Below are 12,876 nucleotides of genomic sequence, written 5' to 3'. Positions count from 1 at the left end.
CGAAGGCAGGCTCGCGACCCGTTTCACTACGAGAGCAATTAGGTCAACGACGCTTAACGACGAGACAAGGATTGGAGGACTGAATGAACGGGAATCCGTTTCTGAAAATACAGGGCCTGGGCCGGGCGCTGATGCTGCCGATCGCGGTATTGCCGGTTGCCGGCATCCTGCTGCGACTCGGCCAGCCTGACGTGTTCAACATCAAGATGATCGCCGACGCCGGCGGTGCGATCTTCGACAACCTGCCGCTGCTGTTCGCGATCGGCGTGGCGGTCGGCTTCGCGAAGGACAACAACGGTGTTGCTGCGCTCGCGGGTGCGATCGGCTACCTGATCGAAACCGCGATCATGAAGGACATCGATCCCAAGCTGAACATGGGCGTGCTGTCCGGGATCATCGCGGGTGTCGTTGCGGGCTTGCTGTACAACCGCTACAAGGACATCAAGCTGCCGGACTACCTCGCGTTCTTCGGCGGCAAGCGGTTCGTGCCGATCATCACGGGGCTGGCCTGCGTGATACTCGGCATCGTGTTCGGGTACGTGTGGCAGCCGGTCCAGCATGCGATCGACGCGGCCGGCCAGTGGCTGACGACGGCGGGCGCGATCGGTGCGTTCGTGTTCGGCTTCCTGAACCGCCTGCTGCTCGTCACGGGCCTGCACCACATCATCAACTCGCTCGCGTGGTTCGTGTTCGGCAACTTCACGCCGCCCGCCGGCGGCGAGATCGTGCACGGCGACCTGCATCGCTTCTTCGCGGGCGACCTGACCGCGGGCACCTTCATGGCCGGCTTCTTCCCGATCATGATGTTCGGCCTGCCGGCCGCGTGTCTGGCCATGCTGCACGAAGCGCCGAAGGAGCGCCGCGCAATGGTCGGCGGCCTGCTGTTCTCGATGGCGCTCACGTCGTTCCTGACCGGCGTGACCGAGCCGATCGAGTTCAGCTTCATGTTCCTCGCGCCGGTGCTGTATGTGATCCACGCGGTGCTGACGGGGCTGTCGCTCGCGATCTGCCAGATCCTCGGCGTGAAGCTCGGCTTCACATTCTCGGCAGGTGCGATCGACTACGTGCTGAACTACGGGCTGTCGACGAAGGGCTGGATCGCGATTCCGCTCGGCATCGCGTACGGCGCCGCGTACTACGGGCTGTTCCGCTTCTTCATCCGCAAGTTCAACATGGCGACGCCGGGCCGCGAGCCGGCATCGGCCGATGCGGCGGCCGAGTCGTACGCATCGGGCGGCTTCGTCGCGCCGGCTGCGGGCGCCGCCGCGGCTGCGCCGCGAGCGCAGCGCTACATCGCCGCGCTCGGCGGGGCGGGCAACCTGACGGTCGTCGACGCATGCACGACGCGCCTGCGCCTGAGCGTCGTCGATCCGGAGAAGGTATCGGAGCCGGAACTGAAGTCGATCGGCGCGCGTGGCGTGCTCAAGCGCGGCGGTAACAGCGTGCAGGTGATCATCGGGCCCGAGGCCGACATCATTGCCGACGAGATGCGTGCCGCGATCGGCAGCGGCGCGACCGGCGCGGCGTCGACGGCGACGGCCGCCGCGGCGCAGCCCGTCACGGGCGCGGCCGCCGGCCCGCTCGATCCGGAGCCGGCGCGCTGGCTCGCGGTGTTCGGCGGGGCGACCAACGTCGCGTCGCTCGACGCGGTCGCGACCACGCGCCTGCGCGTCGTCGTGCGCGATCCGTCGGCGGTCGATCGCGATCGTCTCGGCGCGCTCGACGTCGCATGGGTGTCGCTCGACACGTTCCACATCGTCTGCGGCAACGCGGCGGCCCGCTATGCCGAACAGCTCGGCGCGCGCCTGCCGCCGTCGGGCGGCGGGGCGGCTGCGCAACCTGCATGACGCAATAAGGCCGGCCGGATCCGCGCTGCGGGTTCGGGCCGGCCGGCAGAAACGAAAACGGCTTGCGATGCGTCGCAAGCCGTTTTTGTTTGGTGGGGCGATGCGCGATGCGGATGAATGCATCGCTGAACCGCTGAACCGCTGAACCGCTCAACAGCTCAACAGCTCAACAGCTCAACAGCTCAACAGCTCAACAGCTCAACAGCTCAACAGCTCAACAGCTCAATCGTCCAACCGTTCACGGGTTCGTCAGCGTGAAGGTCGGCTTCCGGTAGCCGATGCCCGCGCGGTCGAGCTTCGGCAATTCGCGTTGCGTGAGCAGCGTCGCGAAACCGGCCCAGTCGCGTTGAAGCGCGGCCGTGTCGACGTGATGCGTATCGCCGCGCTTGTAGCGCACGCCGGCCGCGTACGGCAGTTCCCAGTCGGCCCGGTGCCACGCGCGCTCGGCGAGCGCGAGCAGCCGCGGATAGGCCATGTATTCGAGGACGGTGTCGTTGCGCATCACTTCGCCCCACGCCTGCCCCTGCATGCCTTCGAGACGCGGCGCGGGGCCCGTGCCCGTTACCTCGAACGCGTTGCCGGCACGGTCGCCCATCACCTCGGCGTTCTGCGGCAGGTTCTCGGGCGCGAGCGAGAACACCTTGTACTCGTCCGTCGCGTGCGAACCCCAGTAGTAGCCGCGCTCGCGCGGGTTGAGCGTGTACGGGAAGTCGAAGTACAGGTAGTCGGGCAGCGCCAGCACCGTCAGGTAGCCCTTGCCGCTCAGGTCGCGCGCGCTGTCCGACGCACCCCAGAAGATCGTGTCCCACAGCGACACCATCACGTGGCGCGTGCCGAAGTCCTGCGGCCCGTTCGCATGCTTGATGCCGTCCTGCCACGCGGCCATCGTGTCGATCCCGTTCGCGTTGACGGCAGCGCTCACCTGTTGCGCGAAACGCGTCGGCAGCTCGTCGATCGACTTGATCTCGCCGCGCTGGAGCAGCGCCGTGCACGCGGGCGAACGCGCCCACGGCTTGTCCTGCGCGGCGAGATCGATGCGGCCCTTGTTCGGGTCGGTGCCGTTCAGCGGCTGGAAGCCCGCGCCGAGCAGGATGTTCTTCGCCTCGTCGCCGCCGTAGTGCCAGGTGTGCAGCGGCGCCTGCGCGTCGGCATGCATCGCCGCGATCTCGCGGATCACCTTCGACGCGAAATTGAGCGCGCCCGGCACGCACGGGTTCAGGTCGCTGCGCCGGTCGTAGAACTGCACGGTCAGCAGGTTCGACGTGTCCTGCGGATCGAGCAGCCGGTATGCGTTCGCTTCCTGCTCGCGGCCGGCCGCATGCAGCCGGCGGTAGCGCGCTTCCATCGTCACGACGGCTGCGCGCGCATGCGCGGGCATGTCGATCTCCGGGATGATCTCGACGAAATGCGCGGCCGCGTAGCGCACGAGCGCCACGTAGTCGTCGCGCGTCAGGTAGCCGCCGCCCGAGCGGTTGTCGGGGCCGGAGCCGAGCTGCGGCAGCAGGCAGCGCGTCTCGCTCGGGTCGTGGCAGCGACGCGAGCCGATCTCGGTCAGCTCGGGCAGGCCGGGAATCTCGATGCGCCAGCCTTCGTCGTCGGACAGATGCAGGTGCAGGCGGTTGAGCTTGTACGCGCTCATCTGGTCGATCAGGCGGCGCAGCGTCGCCGGGTGCTTGAAGTTGCGCGCGAGGTCGACGTGCATCCCGCGATGCGTGAAGCGCGGCGCATCCTCGACGAGCATCGCCGGGATCGGGCCGCCGCCGGCCGGCGCGAGCGAGAAGAGCGTCTGCACGCCGTAGTAGAGGCCCGCGCGATCGTAGGCTTCGATGAACACGCCGCGCGGTCCGATCGCGAGCCGATAGCCGCCCGGCGTCGCGATGTCGGCCGGCAGCCGGCGCGGCGCGACGGCACCCCACACGGGCACGCGTGCGCCGTCGAGGCCGAGCGTCGTCGCGCGCTCGCGCAGCGCCGCGACCTGCGCGTCCGGCAGGTTCGGCAACGCGAACTCGACGCCGCGCAGGTCGAGCGTGCCGGGCAGCGGCTGCTCGCGCTTCACGCTCGGCAGCGCTCGGGTCGCGTCGGGCCGTGCGGCCACGGGCGGCGCATTGCCGGTCGAGTTGTTCTGCGCGTCGGCCGGCAGCGATTCGACGTAGCGCAGCTCGTCGTCGGTGTCGTTGTAGCGGAGCACGGCGGGCGGCGCGCCGTCGACCACGACGTACGGGCGCGGAATCACGTCGCTGTAGCGCAGCAGCCAGTATTCGGCGACGAACGGCAGCTCGATGCGCTCGCCGGGCGCAAGCCGCACCGAGCCCGGCTGCGGCGTCAGTTCGTACAGGTCGCCCGTGAGCCGCCGCAGCGCGAAGCCAGGACGATCGATCCGCAGCAGGCGGCGGATGCTGTGCAGATAGAGCTTCCAGCCGCCGTCGGCGATCGCCTGGTGGCCGCGGTTCTGCAGGATCAGGCGGCCTGTCGCGCAGGCCGCGCCGTCGGCGCCGAGATCGGCGCACGGCACGCCGGCCGCGGCCGCGTGGTTGTTGTCGACGGCGACGCGCAAGGCGAGGCCGTTCGACAGCAGCGTCGCGAGACTGGCCGCTTGCGCGGTGGGCTGCGCGGTGCCCGCGGTCGCACCGGACGCGGTCGATGCCGGCTCGGCGGAGATCGCGGCCGGCGACAGCGCCGCGATCAACACGCCGACAAAGAGGGATGGCAAGGTACGCTTCATTTGAACTCCTGATAAAAAAAGGGGGCGTAGCGGCGTCGTGGAGTGACGTCGCTGCGATCGGACTTTCAATGGAGCTGCGGGAGATACCTGCACGCGGGGCGATGCGGCCGCACCGCGCGCTTTCGGCACGCGGGGGCGTGCATTACGGAACGGGAGGCGGGCAGGCGTGCCGCTCGGACCGGCGGGGCGGCATACGCGCGTTCATCGGCGGCGCGCGACAACGGCCGCACTGGCGAAGCGGCCGCAGTCGGCTACGTTCGTCCGGCCGCGCACGATGGCGACAACAGGTGCCGCCGAACGGCAATCGGCCGCCGCCCGGCAACACGGCGCGCAGGCGCGCGCCATACACGGGATTCGCATGTCTCCCCCACCCAAGAAGGATTCGGCCTGTCGGCGGCCGTGTCCAAAGATCTTATGAAACCTTTTATTGGTATTCAAGTGGTATCAATCTGGCGCTAAATTGGCATCGGTGTGCGGGGCCGGTCCGGACGGCCGGGACGAAAAAAAACCTCGCGCGAAGCGAGGTTCTTTCCGGACGGCGGCGGTGCGATCCACCGCGCGCGTCACGCGTCAGTCGCGGCGCACGCGCGCGGGCGCTTCCTGCGTCTTCTGCCGCGCTTCGAGCCACATCGCATTGACGATGCCGAACGACAGCGCGACGCCGATACCGAGAATCCAGCTGAAATACCACATGATCCGACTCCTTGCGAAACGGTGGACGGGGGCGCCAGCGCGCCCCGGCCCGGTTCAATACATCGAGTGCTTGTTCTCTTCGAGCGTCTCGTGCGTGACCTTGCCGCGCATCACGCGATACACCCAGCCCGTGTAGAGCAGGACGATCGGCAGGAACACGATCACCGCGAACAGCATCACCTGCAGCGTCTTGTGGCTCGACGTCGAATCCCATACGGTCAGGCTGCTGCGCGGGTCGAGCGACGACGGCATGATGAACGGGAACATCGAGAAGCCCGCGGTCAGGATCACGCCGACGATCATCAGGCCCGTGCAGAAGAACGCCGTCTTCTCCTGCTTCGAGCCGGCGAGCAGCAGCGCGAGCAGGCCGCCCGCGATCCCGACGACGGGCGCCGCGATCATCCACGGAAACTCGCCGTAGTTCGCGAGCCACAGGCCCGAGCCGGCGGCGACGTCCTTGAGCAGCGGGTTCGCGACCGTGTCGGTCGGCGCGGCGTTCGTGATGTGGAAGCCGCCGATATACGACGCGACCAGCACGCCGGCCAGCACGAACAGCACGACCGCGAGGAACGCCGACGCGCGCAGCGCGATCGATGCGCGGCGCGCGATTGCGCCGTCGGTCTTCATCTTGATGAACGCGGCGCCGTGCGCGACGAGCATCGTGAGGCTGACGAGCCCGCACAGCAGCGCGAACGGGTTCAGCAGCGCCCAGAAGCTGCCGTAGTAGGTCACGCGCAGGTCGCTGTCGAACTTGAACGGCACGCCCTGCAGCAGGTTGCCGAACGCGACGCCGAACACGAGCGCCGGCACGAAGCCGCCGGCGAACAGGCCCCAGTCCCAGCCGGCACGCCAGCGCGGGTCCGGCCGCTTGCTGCGGTAGTCGAAGCCCACCGGCCGGAAGAACAGCGCGAACAGCACGAGCAGCATCGCGAAGTAGAAGCCGGAGAACGACGCGGCATAGACGAGCGGCCAGGCGGCGAACATCGCGCCGCCGGCGGTGATCAGCCACACCTGGTTGCCTTCCCACGTCGCGCCGACCGTGTTGACGATGATGCGGCGCTCCTCGTCGGTCTTGCCGAGGAACGGCAGCAGCGCGGTCGCGCCCATGTCGAAGCCGTCGGTGACGGCGAAGCCGATCAGCAGCACGCCGACGAGCAGCCACCAGATCAGCTTGAGAGTTGCATAGTCCATAGCGATTCCTTGTTCCGTTTCAGGTGCGTGCTCAGGCCGGGGCGCGCTCGCTGGCAGCCGCGAGTTCGTGGTGATAGCGGCCGGTATGCAGCGACGACGGGCCGAGGCGCGCGTACTTGAACATCAGCTTGATCTCGATGACGAACAGCGCGGTGTAGAACAGGATGAAGCCCGCGAGACTCAGGTACAGGTCGGTCGGCGTCAGGCTCGACGCGGACAGGTGTGTCGGCAGCACGCCGGCGATCGTCCACGGCTGGCGGCCGAGCTCGGCGACGATCCAGCCGAATTCGATCGCGATCCACGGCAGCGGGATCGCCCACACGGCATAGCGCAGGAACCAGCGGCGGTTGTCCTGCAGCAGTTCGCGGCGCGCGCAGAACCAGAACGCGGCAACGAACGTCGCGACGAACAGGAAGCCGAGGAGCACCATGATCCGGAACGAGAAGAACACGGGTGCGACCGGCGGGATCGTCTTCTTCGCGGCGGCCTTGATCTGCTCCGGCGTCGCGTCGGTCACGTTGGGCGTGAACTGCTTGAGCATCAGCCCGTAGCCGAGATACTGCTTGTGCTGGTCGAACAGTTCGCGCGTCGCGGCGCTCGTGTCGCCCTGCTTGATCTTCTGCAGCGCGCCGTACGCGATCATCCCGCTCTGGATGTGCTCCTCGCTGTGCTTCGCGAGATCGCGCAGGCCGATCACCGGTTCGTCGATCGAGCGCGTCGCGATCAGGCCGAGCGCATACGGAATCTTGATCGCGTAGTCGGTACGCTGTTCTTCCTGGTTCGGAATGCCGATCAGCGTGAACGATGCAGGCGCCGGCTGCGTTTCCCATTCGGATTCGATCGCCGCGAGCTTCATCTTCTGCACTTCGCCGGTCGTATAGCCCGATTCGTCGCCGAGCACGATCACGCAGAGCGTCGCCGCGAGGCCGAAGCCGGCCGCGACTGCGAACGAGCGCAGCGCGAAGTCGATGTCGCGCTTCTTCAGCAGGTACCACGACGACACGCCAAGCACGAACATCGCGGCCGACACATAGCCGGCCGACACCGTGTGCACGAACTTCACCTGCGCGACCGGGTTGAACAGCACGTCGAACAGGCTCGTCATCTCCATACGCATCGTCTGGTAGTTGAACTCGGCGCCGACCGGGTTGTTCATCCAGCCGTTCGCGACGAGGATCCACAGCGCGGACAGGTTCGAGCCGAGCGCGACGAGGAACGTGACGATCAGGTGCTTGACCTTCGACAGGCGGTTCCAGCCGAAGAAGAACAGGCCGACGAACGTCGACTCGAGGAAGAACGCCATCAGTCCTTCGACCGCGAGCGGCACGCCGAAGATGTCGCCGACATAGTGCGAGTAGTACGACCAGTTCGTGCCGAACTGGAATTCGAGCGTGATGCCGGTCGTCACGCCCATCGCGAAGTTGATCCCGAACAGCTTGCCCCAGAACTGGGTCATGTCCTTGTAGACCTGCTTGCCGGTCATCACGTAGACGGCTTCCATGATGACGAGCAGCCAGGACAGGCCGAGCGTCAGCGGCACGAACAGGAAGTGGTAGAGCGCCGTGATGCCGAACTGCAGGCGTGATAGATCGACGACTTCACTACTTATCATGGTGGTCTCCCTCGGTAGGTGCAGGCGCCGGTACCGAGAGCAGCCTCTCGGCGACGGCGGCAGGCGGAAGCGACATGTGCTCGGCCTGCGGATGATTGAAGAATGCGTATTTGAGCGACATCAGGAGGATCAGCTTGACGATCAGCACCAGCGTGATGTCGCGGGCGAGGGTCGGCCCGCGAGCCCACGCGGCGATGCGCGCGCGCCAGCCGATCATGCCGGCCGGCCGCGGGGGAGGTGGCGGCGCAGGCTCTTTATTGATCGAGATCAAGGCGATTATCCTGAATCGATTGAGGTCGGATTGGGGGCGACTTTACGTCGGATTTATGACGGCCGTGAAGCTGTTTTAATCCTTTTGCGCCTGACATGCCAATTTTAAGATGACGGCTTTGCGATGCCGAGTGCTGCGCTGCGGCAGACCGTCGCTAACTACGGGCTGAAACTTGAGGCAGATCAAGGTTATGCGGAAGGGGCCCGAAAACGGCCTATTACCTGATGAATCAGGTCAATTAATCGGCGAAGAAACGAGCGGGGATGCGGGTGAAATGCAGCGGAAAATCGGACGAAAAAAAACCGCTGCCGGTCGGGCAGCGGTTTTCGATGAAGCGCTCTGAATCGCCGGATTTATGCGTATTCGGCGAGGGCGGTGCGCATCTTTTTCATTGCGCTCGCTTCGATCTGGCGGATGCGTTCCGCGGACACGCCGAACTCGGCGGCGAGATCGTGCAGCGTCGAGCCGCCCGAGCCGTCGTCGTCGACGTGCAGCCAGCGCGCCTCGATGATGCGGCGGCTGCGTGCGTCGAGCGCGTCGAGCGCCTGCGCGATGCCGTCCGTCTGCAGCGTGTCGCGCTGACGCGCGGCGAGCACGGCGGTCGGCTCGTTGTGCGAGTCGGCCAGATAGGCGATCGGCGCGTACGACTCCTCGCCGTCTTCCACCTGCCCTTCGAGCGCGATGTCGCCGCCCGACAGGCGCGTTTCCATCTCGGCCACCTCTTCGCGCTTGACGTTGAGCTCCTGCGCGAGGCCGTCGATTTCCTCGGGCGTCATCGCCTGCATGCTCTTCTTGTGGCTGCGCAGGTTGAAGAACAGCTTGCGCTGCGCCTTCGTCGTCGCGACCTTCACCATGCGCCAGTTGCGCAGGATGTACTCGTGGATCTCGGCCTTGATCCAGTGGATCGCGTACGACACGAGACGCACGTTCTGCGCCGGATCGAAGCGCTTCACGGCCTTCATCAGGCCGATGTTGCCTTCCTGGATCAGGTCGCCGTGCGGCAGGCCGTAGCCGAGATAGTTGCGCGCGATCGACACGACGAGACGCAGGTGCGACAGCACGAGGCGGCGCGCCGAATCGAGGTTGTTGTCTTCGCGGAATTCGGTTGCGTACTGGCGTTCTTCTTCAGCCGTCAGCAGGGGAATGCGATTGACGGCCTGGATATACGAATCGATGTTGCCAAGCTGGCCCGGCAACATCGATTGAGCTGCGAGCGCCAGCGAGCCTGCCGATTCGGCCTTGGCCGGCGTCAGGCTCAGGGTGTTCGGAAGGGTCAGGGCGTTGCTCACTAAAAAACTCCTTTGGAATCAGGGACAAACCCCCGGTCTCGGATGAGATTCCGTGGGCCATCTTAGCACTCCCGCAAACTGAGTGCTAATTCCTTAGAGCGGGCGTGGGCATCGGAGTTCCCGGTTTTCTATCGAGTTCGTCGAGTCGATAGTCGATTCTGCGACAGAGGCGGCGAGGCGAAGTTCCGTAAGTCGTTGTTTCTGATGAGAATCGGTAGACGGTTTCGATTTTTGTCGTTTTGGAAGCAAGCCATTTCGCTTCGTGATGCCGATCCGAAAAGTCCTTTACCATACCATTCAGTTCGCTCGGGCCAGGCCGTCGCGGCAGGCCCCATTCAACCCACAAAGTTGGAGTGTCAGATGAACAATAAGAAGAATCGCCGGCCCCGCAGCCGGCTTGCGCTGCATGCGATGCTGGCGGCGTCACTGCTGGGTGGATCGGGTGCGGCGTTCGCGGATCGATGGGGGATCCAGGCGGGCGGCGGGTTTTCGGATCGTCACGCGATCGACAAGGCCGATCTCGGCGTGGTGTGGGATCCGGGCTGGAACTGGTGGGAAATCGGCGGCTGGCACTTCGCGTTCGTGATGGAAGGCCACGTCGGCTACTGGCACACGGGCGGCAATGTCCACGGCAACCTCGGCGAGTTCGGCGCGACGCCGATGTTCCGCTTCATCAAGAGCGCGGGCCAGGTGCGCCCGTTCGTCGAGGCCGGCGCCGGCATCCGGTTCCTCACTTCCCCGACGATCTCCAACAATCTTTCGCTCGCGACGTCGTTCCAGTTCGTGGATGTGGTCGGCGTCGGCGCACAATTCGGAGAACGGCAACAGTATCAGGTCGGTTACCGTTTTCAACATGTGTCTAACGCGGGTATCAAAGAGCCGAATCCTGGTATAAATTTCCACCAGTTCTACGTGCAGTACAACTTCTGATCCGCATGCCTGCGCACGGCGCACGGCGTGCGCGTTGCCGAGGAGTCAGGCGATGGCGAAGGTGGTCGATGCGATCCGCGCGCTCGAGCGCGATCGGTTCCGGGCGATGGTGGACGGGGACGGCGAGGCGCTCGACGCGCTGTTGTCGGACAAGGTGTTCTTCGTGCACACCAACGGCAAACGTGAAACCAAGCAGCAGTTCATCGACGCCATCGTCGCCGGCCGCCGCCGCTATCGTCAGATCGAAATCCAGTCGCAGGACGTGCTGCCAGTCGGCGGCGAAACCTGCGTCGTCACCGGGCGCGCGTTGATCGAGATGGAAACGAACAACGGCGGCCTGGTCTTCCCGATAGCCTATACGTCCGTCCACACCGCGGAGCAGGGCCGCTGGTGCCTGCTCGCATGGCAGGCGACGCGGTGCGCGACCGAGACATGAGCGCGTGTGGCGCTCCTTTTCATGTCCCCACCGAAGCGGCTTTCTAGGCCGCTTTTTGCAGGCCCGTGCGGCGCGGATCGCGCGGCGCACGGGCGGTCACGCCCTGCTCGCTGACTGTCGAACCCTGAGCGTCAGGCCGCCGCGCGGCGGTCCGTGCAATGCCATGCCGAGCGGTTGATTGCGCTGACGATTGCATCGAGCGCGGCGCTCGCCGCATCGGCGTGCAGGCCGACGCCGTGCCGCAGCGGCGCATCGCCGACCCGGCAGCCGACCGATACCGCGTTCCGGCCGTCCGTCGTGCGCGCGTGTTCGCACGCTGCGATGTCGATCGCGGCGCCGGCGGCCGCCGCGAATGCCGCGGCCAAACGTCGCACGGCATCCTCGGGCGTCGCATCGGCCGCCGCCGGCGCTGCCGCGATCTCGCGGCTCTGCCAGCGCGCACCGCTACCATGCCGCGCGGCCGGGCCGTCGGTCTCGAAGAATTCGCGGGCGAACAGCGCGCAGATCGCGTCGCCCGTCACTTCCTCGCCGGATGCATCGGCGAGTGTCTGCACCGCATGGCTGAATTCGATCTGCACGCGGCGCGGCGGCGTGAAGCCCATGCCGCGTTCGAGCAGGAACGTCGCGCCGCCCTTGCCGGACTGGCTGTTCACGCGGATCACCGCGTCGTAGCTGCGGCCGAGGTCGGCCGGGTCGATCGGCAGGTACGGCACTTCCCAGACAGCGTCGGGGCGCTGCTGCGCGAAGCCCTTGCGGATCGCGTCCTGGTGCGAGCCCGAGAACGCGGTGAACACGAGGTCGCCCGCGTACGGATGGCGCGGATGCACGGGAATCTGGTTGCAGCGTTCGACGACGCGGCGCACCGCGTCGATGTCGGAGAAGTCGAGGCCCGGATCGATGCCCTGCGTGTAGAGGTTCAGCGCGAGCGTGACGAGATCGACGTTGCCGGTGCGCTCGCCGTTGCCGAACAGGCAGCCCTCGATGCGGTCGGCGCCCGCGAGCAGCGCGAGTTCGGCTGCCGCGACCGCGGTGCCGCGATCGTTGTGCGGATGCACGGACAGCACGATGCTGTCGCGATACGCGAGGTTGCGGTCCATCCATTCGATCTGGTCGGCGAACACGTTCGGGCTCGCGGCTTCGACGGTGGCCGGCAGGTTGACGATCATCTTGTGGTCGCGGGTCGGCCGCCAGGTTTGCGCGACCGCGTCGCAGATCTCGCGCGCGAACGTCAGCTCGGTCATGCTGAAGGTTTCCGGCGAGTACTGGAAGGTCCAGTGCGTGTCGGGGCGCGCGGCGGCGTGCTCCTTGATGATGCGCGTGCCGTCGACTGCGAGCGCCTTCACGTCGCTCTTCGACATCCCGAACACGATGCGGCGGAACGACGGGCAGACCGCGTTGTACAGGTGCACGATCGCGCGCGGCACGCCTTCGAGCGCGTCGAACGTGCGTGCGATCAGGTCTTCGCGCGACTGCACGAGCACCTCGATCGTCACGTCGTCGGGAATCCGCTTGTCGTCGATCAGCTTGCGGACGAAATCGAAGTCGGTTTGCGACGCCGACGGAAAACCGACTTCGATCTCCTTGAAACCGATCGCGACCAGCATCTCGAAGAACTCGAGCTTCTGCTCGATGCTCATCGGCTCGATCAGCGACTGGTTGCCGTCGCGCAGGTCGGTGCTCATCCAGACGGGCGCGCGCTCGATGGTGCGGGTCGGCCAGCGGCGGCCATTGATGCGGACGGGCTCGAACGGTCGGTACTTGTCTTGCGGATTGCGCTTCATCTTCTGGACCTCGGGTCTCAAGTCGCGAGCGAAGACGGGCGGCAGGGGCGACGGTTGGCGCTGCCTCGCACCGCGGCGCGCGAAATGCGCTGCGGATGCGAATG

At 66.3% G+C, this 12,876-nt stretch carries 11 protein-coding genes; 4 read left to right on the top strand and 7 right to left on the bottom strand.

The features are described from left to right. Positions 1-83: 83 nt before the first annotated feature. Positions 84-1,847 carry an N-acetylglucosamine-specific PTS transporter subunit IIBC gene (gene nagE / locus GD429_RS30245; RefSeq protein WP_152862564.1) on the top strand — a complete coding sequence of 588 codons (1,764 nt, stop codon included), beginning with the start codon at positions 84-86 and terminating at the stop codon, positions 1,845-1,847. Between the two features lie 238 nt (positions 1,848-2,085). Here nagE and GD429_RS30240 read toward each other — a convergent pair whose 3' ends face one another. From GD429_RS30240 to cydP, 5 genes are all read right to left on the bottom strand, one after another. After that, positions 2,086-4,569, bottom strand: coding sequence for a family 20 glycosylhydrolase (locus tag GD429_RS30240; protein WP_152862562.1), 2,484 nt, complete (start codon positions 4,567-4,569; stop codon positions 2,086-2,088). 570 nt (positions 4,570-5,139) lie between these two features. Next, on the bottom strand, positions 5,140-5,262 hold the full coding sequence (gene cydX, locus GD429_RS30230) for a cytochrome bd-I oxidase subunit CydX (protein WP_034179083.1): 123 nt from the start codon (positions 5,260-5,262) through the stop codon (positions 5,140-5,142). A 54-nt stretch (positions 5,263-5,316) separates the two neighbouring features. Beyond that, positions 5,317-6,453 carry a cytochrome d ubiquinol oxidase subunit II gene (gene cydB, locus GD429_RS30225; protein ID WP_152862560.1) on the bottom strand — a complete coding sequence of 379 codons (1,137 nt, stop codon included), beginning with the start codon at positions 6,451-6,453 and terminating at the stop codon, positions 5,317-5,319. A 31-nt stretch (positions 6,454-6,484) separates the two neighbouring features. Next, positions 6,485-8,065 (bottom strand): cytochrome ubiquinol oxidase subunit I, encoded by a 1,581-nt coding sequence (locus GD429_RS30220; RefSeq protein ID WP_152862558.1) that lies wholly within the window; start codon positions 8,063-8,065, stop codon positions 6,485-6,487. Next, positions 8,055-8,342 carry a cytochrome oxidase putative small subunit CydP gene (gene cydP / locus GD429_RS30215; RefSeq protein WP_174421259.1) on the bottom strand — a complete coding sequence of 96 codons (288 nt, stop codon included), beginning with the start codon at positions 8,340-8,342 and terminating at the stop codon, positions 8,055-8,057. Before cydP ends, GD429_RS30220 begins: the two co-directional genes overlap by 11 nt. A 166-nt stretch (positions 8,343-8,508) precedes the next feature. Here cydP and GD429_RS40725 point away from each other — a divergent pair, with 166 nt between their 5' ends. Next, positions 8,509-8,679 carry a hypothetical protein gene (locus GD429_RS40725; RefSeq protein WP_193727234.1) on the top strand — a complete coding sequence of 57 codons (171 nt, stop codon included), beginning with the start codon at positions 8,509-8,511 and terminating at the stop codon, positions 8,677-8,679. A 10-nt stretch (positions 8,680-8,689) separates the two neighbouring features. Here the strand turns inward: GD429_RS40725 and rpoH are convergent, their stop codons facing one another. Then, positions 8,690-9,625, bottom strand: coding sequence for an RNA polymerase sigma factor RpoH (rpoH, locus tag GD429_RS30210; RefSeq protein WP_258281028.1), 936 nt, complete (start codon positions 9,623-9,625; stop codon positions 8,690-8,692). Between the two features lie 360 nt (positions 9,626-9,985). Between rpoH and GD429_RS30200 the strand changes: the two genes are divergently transcribed. After that, entirely contained in the window at positions 9,986-10,555 is a 570-nt protein-coding gene (locus tag GD429_RS30200; RefSeq protein WP_152862552.1) for an acyloxyacyl hydrolase, read from the top strand. A gap of 52 nt (positions 10,556-10,607) precedes the next feature. Beyond that, positions 10,608-10,991 carry a nuclear transport factor 2 family protein gene (locus tag GD429_RS30195; protein WP_152862550.1) on the top strand — a complete coding sequence of 128 codons (384 nt, stop codon included), beginning with the start codon at positions 10,608-10,610 and terminating at the stop codon, positions 10,989-10,991. 131 nt (positions 10,992-11,122) lie between these two features. Here GD429_RS30195 and leuA read toward each other — a convergent pair whose 3' ends face one another. After that, positions 11,123-12,772 carry a 2-isopropylmalate synthase gene (leuA, locus tag GD429_RS30190; RefSeq protein WP_152862548.1) on the bottom strand — a complete coding sequence of 550 codons (1,650 nt, stop codon included), beginning with the start codon at positions 12,770-12,772 and terminating at the stop codon, positions 11,123-11,125. Positions 12,773-12,876: the final 104 nt, after the last annotated feature.

This window comes from Burkholderia sp. BE17 (genome assembly GCF_009362305.1).
GTDB lineage: Bacteria > Pseudomonadota > Gammaproteobacteria > Burkholderiales > Burkholderiaceae > Burkholderia > Burkholderia pyrrocinia_C.
This window is presented reverse-complemented; position numbering and strand designations above follow the sequence as displayed.

Bases quoted from the DNA above. Each gene is read 5' to 3' on its own strand.
- GD429_RS30195 (WP_152862550.1), top strand. From the start codon at position 10,608: ATGGCGAAGGTGGTCGATGCGATCCGCGCGCTCGAGCGCGATCGGTTC.
- cydB (WP_152862560.1), bottom strand. From the start codon at position 6,453: ATGGACTATGCAACTCTCAAGCTGATCTGGTGGCTGCTCGTCGGCGTG.
- leuA (WP_152862548.1), bottom strand. From the start codon at position 12,772: ATGAAGCGCAATCCGCAAGACAAGTACCGACCGTTCGAGCCCGTCCGC.
- nagE (WP_152862564.1), top strand. From the start codon at position 84: ATGAACGGGAATCCGTTTCTGAAAATACAGGGCCTGGGCCGGGCGCTG.
- GD429_RS30220 (WP_152862558.1), bottom strand. From the start codon at position 8,065: ATGATAAGTAGTGAAGTCGTCGATCTATCACGCCTGCAGTTCGGCATC.
- GD429_RS30200 (WP_152862552.1), top strand. From the start codon at position 9,986: ATGAACAATAAGAAGAATCGCCGGCCCCGCAGCCGGCTTGCGCTGCAT.
- cydX (WP_034179083.1), bottom strand. From the start codon at position 5,262: ATGTGGTATTTCAGCTGGATTCTCGGTATCGGCGTCGCGCTGTCGTTC.
- GD429_RS30240 (WP_152862562.1), bottom strand. From the start codon at position 4,569: ATGAAGCGTACCTTGCCATCCCTCTTTGTCGGCGTGTTGATCGCGGCG.